This window comes from Youngiibacter fragilis 232.1 (genome assembly GCF_000495435.3).
Taxonomy (GTDB): Bacteria; Bacillota; Clostridia; order Clostridiales; family Clostridiaceae; genus Youngiibacter; species Youngiibacter fragilis.
On record NZ_AXUN02000089.1, the window covers coordinates 1 to 4281 of the forward strand.

General features: G+C 44.7%; 4 protein-coding genes. All 4 read left to right on the plus strand.

Annotated features, from left to right (window positions below):
- The first annotated feature begins 582 nt into the window (after positions 1–582).
- Positions 583–2160 (plus strand): chaperonin GroEL, encoded by a 1578-nt coding sequence (gene groL / locus T472_RS05295; RefSeq protein ID WP_023387244.1) that lies wholly within the window; start codon positions 583–585, stop codon positions 2158–2160.
- A gap of 136 nt (positions 2161–2296) precedes the next feature.
- Positions 2297–2716, plus strand: a complete 420-nt coding sequence (locus T472_RS05300; protein WP_160319122.1) for a trigger factor — start codon at positions 2297–2299, stop codon at positions 2714–2716.
- Between the two features lie 60 nt (positions 2717–2776).
- The gene (locus tag T472_RS05305) at positions 2777–3664 is read left to right on the plus strand and encodes a 3-methyl-2-oxobutanoate hydroxymethyltransferase (protein WP_023387242.1); all 888 of its coding nucleotides are present in this window, start codon (positions 2777–2779) and stop codon (positions 3662–3664) included.
- A 91-nt stretch (positions 3665–3755) separates the two neighbouring features.
- Complete coding sequence (locus tag T472_RS05310; protein WP_023387241.1) at positions 3756–4034, plus strand: TIGR04076 family protein; 279 nt, start codon at positions 3756–3758, stop codon at positions 4032–4034.
- Positions 4035–4281: the final 247 nt, after the last annotated feature.

Consider the following 4281-nt stretch of genomic DNA (forward strand, 5'->3'; position numbering starts at 1 on the left):
AATGAAATTTTTTTAGTGGTACAAATTCAGGAAGTTAAGGTTTACGGGTAAAACCATAAATGCGTTGATATTACTCACTTATTCTCTAATTCACCTGCACCTGATCAGATGCTTTTTTACTTCCAATTATTAATAAATATACAAGTGTTTTGAATAATATCCAGAATTATTCATTCTTATTTTAAAATATAGATGGTTAGGTCAAATTTATAAGGCCATTTAGGGAACTGCAAGTTTGCTTTTTTCACGAGATTGACAGATCCACTTCCTCCCACAATGAATAATGCAGCTTCAACTGGATACAATATTAATTTGGAATACCTACATTTCAGTCAGCAAGCTTTGCAGCTATAGTGAGATAAGAGTAAACTGAAAGTAAGACATTCCGTAGAGATAATAGCAGCGGAAACAGCGACAGGTAATTTTGTTTTAGATGTAACTATAATCTTTGCAGATAAGATACTATAGGCTTCAAAAGTATCACGCTTCATTTACTTTTCATCTGGCATGAGTGAACTACTGAACCATTGATTAAAGAAGCTTAGGGGAATGTCATTTCGCTGTTTTAAGGGAGAGAGGGAATTGGCTGTAAGAGTTACATATAGCGATGATGTTCGAAAAAAGCTGCAGACTGGCATTGATAAGCTCGCAGATATCGTGAAGGTTACATTGGGTCCTATGGGACGCAATGTGCTGATCCAGAGAAAAGATGGACCACCCCTGGTAATCAATGATGGTGCGACAATAGTTAAGGATATTGAGCTTTCAGACTTCACAGAGAATATGGGGGCACGGGTAATCAGGGAGGTTGCCTTGAAAGCCAATGAGGCATCAGGGGATGGAACCACTACGGCAATAGTACTGGCACAGCAAATAGTACAACAGAGTTTCAGAAACATAGCTGCCGGTGCAGACCCTATGATGATGAAAAAAGGCATTCAGAATGCGACACAGCTGGCTGTAGCTGCCATCAAAAAACAGTCAGTCCCTGTAAGGTCACACTTGGAAATTGCCCAGGTGGCTTCCTTATCGGCGCAGGACAAGCAGCTTGGTGAGCTGATTGCAGAGGCGATCGGTCAGGTCGGAGGAGATGGTATCAGTATAAGGGAGTCTGGTACCATGAGAACAGAACTGAGAATAGAAAAGGGCATGCAGTTTGACAGAGGGTTCCTGATACCACAGATGGCGGATGACAGCAGGAAGATGGTCTCAGAGCTTATGAATCCATTTATATTGGTTACAGACAAAAGAATTTCTGGCAGCAGGGAGCTTATTCCTCTTATGGAAAAACTTGCTCCGCTGGGCAGCCCTTTGCTTATAGTTGCAGAGGGCATTGAGGGGGAAGCGTTAGGACTGCTGATGGAAAACAGGCTTAGAGGAGTTTTGAACACTGTGGCTGTGCATCCGCCTGCTTACGGAGAGGGTAGGGTGGCAAGGATGGAGGATCTTGCACTGCTTACAGGAGGAGTGTTTTTCAGTGAAAATACAGGCTATCCTAATCTCAGTGATGCAACTCCTGATATGCTGGGTAGAGCCGTTAGTGTGCGGATTGAAAGACACAATACAGTTGTCGGTGGATCTGCTGGTAAGGCGGAAGATATCGAGCAGAGGATAAGATACCTGAAGATCCTCCACGACAGGTCTAAATATGAATTCGACAGGCAACAGCTGACTGAGCGAATTGCAAAACTTGGACGTGGGGTGGCTTTCATTGATGTAGGAGCGCCTACCCTGGTAGAAATGAAGGAGAGAAAACTGCGCGGGGAAGATGCACTGAACGCTGCAAAAGCAGCTATTGGGCAGGGCGTGGTTTCAGGAGGAGGCGCAGCTTATCTCAGGTGTATTCCTGCTCTTAAGGCATATGCAGATACACTCTCAGATGATAAAAAAATAGGTGTTCAGATAATTATAGGTGCCTTGAAAGCCCCGGCAAGTCAAATAGCGGAAAATGCGGGACTTAACGGTGTTGATGTAGTAGCCAGGACGGTAAAGAAACCCGCAGGTTTCGGGTTTGATGCTTTGAAAGAAGAATATGTTAACATGTTTGAAGCTGGTATAGTGGACCCTGCACTCGTTACATGTCTCGCGCTGCAAAGCGCATCATCAGCTGCGGCAGCCCTTATCAGCTCAGAAGCTGGTGTCACGGCAACTGGGAAATAATAACACTTTTTGAATATTACCATACATGCTGATAGGTATTTATTTTTCCTTGTTGGGTATACAATGAAGCTGTAGGGTGATGTTCATCAAAATACAGGGGAAGTGCAGTAGCATGATAATTCCGGAAGATGGGAATATGGCAGATACGGTTATTGAGAAATATGTGCAAGCCCAGGAAGTTGATGTTCCAGAGGACATGTTCGAAGAGGAACTCAGACTGCTCCTGATCGAGGAGGCCCATAGGGCACAGTACAGTTCGTTCTTGACAGGTGAGTTCAGGATACTTACTCCTGAGGAGAAAAGTGAGGCCTATGAGGCACTGAAGAAGATTGCCTACCTTAACATCAAGACTGAGCTTGTGATAAAAAACATAATTGAAGATCAGCACATAGAGGTCACCAAGGAGGAACTGGAGGAAGAGGCATATGGAATCTCTCTGCGTCAGAATGTGACATTGGAGCAGATAAAGGACTTTTTCGGAGAAGACCTTTCTGCACTAAGACAAGACGTACTGGCTAAAAAAGCTGAAAAGTACATTCGCTCCTTAACTGGATAAAAATCTAACCGCAGAAGCGGTAAAATATACGTAGTATAAGATTTTGAAAGGAGTAGGAAAATGACAGAAGCAGAAATGAGCAAGATGTTCAGCCCGTTTCCCAAGATGTCAATGGCGCAGAAAGGACGCAAGACCATCCATTATCTGCAGCAGCTGAAGGATGAGGGTACTCCTATCGTACAGCACTGCCCTGCAATGCTGGGTCCGATGTTCATACTGGCGGCCGAATTTGCCGGAGTGGACATCTGCAGGCTGCCACCATCAGACCTGAGATTGGGAGCGGATGAAGCTTTGAAGCTGGCACCTGCGCATATTACCGCGTATCGAAGCTTCGCAAAGCGTATGCACATCAATTATGTCACTGATACCGTTGCTTTTGCATCCAAAGAAGACGCGCTGGCAAACTTCTCGAAATTCCACATGGCAGGAGCAGATTCAATACTTCCGATGGGTATTAACAACGAGACGTTGAAGTATGTCGCTGATAACTATGCGATAATTTATGGACATGTAGGTGCCATTTCCGGATGGCAGACCATGGGGACTTTCGGTGGTTACAAGAGGATAGGAAAGACCGCTGAGGAAGCCATGAAGGTCTACAGGATGGCCTATGAATACCAGGAAAATGGCATGAAGGCAATGTCCATTGAGCTGGTACCAATCGAAGTCAGCAACACTGTGGCTAAAAAGATGCGTGTCCCGGTAATAGGAATTGCTGCCGGTGGCGCCTGCGACGGAAGTGAGATGGTTGACATGGATCTGTTCGGACTGATGGCCAATCCGGCATCCCATGCCAAAACATATGACAACTTCCTGAAGTGGGCTTCCGGTGTGTACGGTGCATGGGCTAACGATGTTCGGACAGCCGCATATCCAGAGGATAAGAACGGGTCCCATATGGAACCCGAAGAGCTGGATAAGTTCCTCGAGCTTGTGGAAAAAATGTAAGCGAAGGGAAAGTAATCAGGTGAAATAATAGGCCTGGTCGGAATAAGTTCCGACCAGGCCCATTAACTCGCATTTGAGGGGGAATGCATGAATGGCAACAGATCCAGGAATTGGATATAGAATCATTGCTGTAGTGACCGGTGTTAAAGGTGAATGCAGTGCAGGCCATAAGACAGGGGACCGATTTGACATAAGCTGCTATGATTGTGGCGGATTATGCGGATTCTTCTATCATGACATGTTTCCGAATCTGATGACCTTTCAGTTTGGAGGCGATTTGCCATGGTGGGATGGAAATACAATAACCGTACAATGCCCTGATATGGATAACCAGGTAACCATACGATTGGAACGTGAGATGCGTACCTAGAAAACCTGAGTATTAAGCATAACCTTTGGGGTTTGGATAAATGCTGCTTCGTTGTTAATAATCAAAAAAGGATGTAAATCGAAATTACATCCTTTTTTACAGTATATTGGATTATAATCCTAACGCTGCCAGAAGCTTTGGGATCTGGCTGCTTAGTGCTGAGAATGTCATGAACAGAACAAAGATATAGCTTACGGTCATGCTGATTCTCAAAAGGGTAGGTTTCTTGGAGGGCACTGAAAAAGTA